Annotated in this window: 1 protein-coding gene; it reads left to right on the top strand. The window is 70.2% G+C overall.

Going from position 1 to position 620, the window contains the following annotated elements:
• Nucleotides 1–620, top strand: a 620-nt coding sequence (locus tag FQ746_RS26670) for a DUF1700 domain-containing protein (RefSeq protein WP_144112792.1), incomplete at both ends; no start/stop codon positions are given.

Here is a 620-nt window from a genome sequence, read left to right on the forward strand (position 1 = left end):
GGACGCATTCATCGAGCAATTGCGGCATGAACTGCGGAGTTTGCCGAAGCACGTGGTCGACGAGATCGTCGCCGACTACCGCGAGTACATCGGCGACGCGTTGGCCGCCGGCCGAAGCGAGCCCGAGGTGGTGGCCGCGCTGGGCGACCCCGCCAAGCTCGCCCGCGAGCTGCGCGCGCAGGCCAACTTCCGCCAGTGGGAGACGCGCCGCTCGTTCGGCAACCTGATGCGCGTGTTCGCCTCGATCGCCGGGCTGGGCCTGCTGCAATTGCTGCTGCTGGTGCCCTTCATGTTCTACCTGCTGCTGCTCACCGGCGGCTATGCGCTGTTGGCGGGGCTGTTCGCCGCGGGCCTGGCGATCGTGCTGATGCTCGGCAGCCATCACCTGTTCGGCTGGCCCTCGACCGACTTCATCCCGTTCAGCATCGAGGCCGGCTCCGACAACGGCAAGACCGGCGCGAAGGCGGCCGCCGGTCGCGACGTGGATGAAGACGACGTCGACGATGTCGACGAGAAGGCCGCCGCCGCGAGCGCGCCACTGGCTGCGCCCGCACCCGAGGCACCGAAGGCGCCCCAGGCCGGCACCGCCGCGACGAGCGCCGAAGCGCTGTTGGCGCACC

This window comes from Paraburkholderia sp. BCC1886 (assembly GCF_900996245.1).
Classification (GTDB): Bacteria; Pseudomonadota; Gammaproteobacteria; order Burkholderiales; family Burkholderiaceae; genus Paraburkholderia.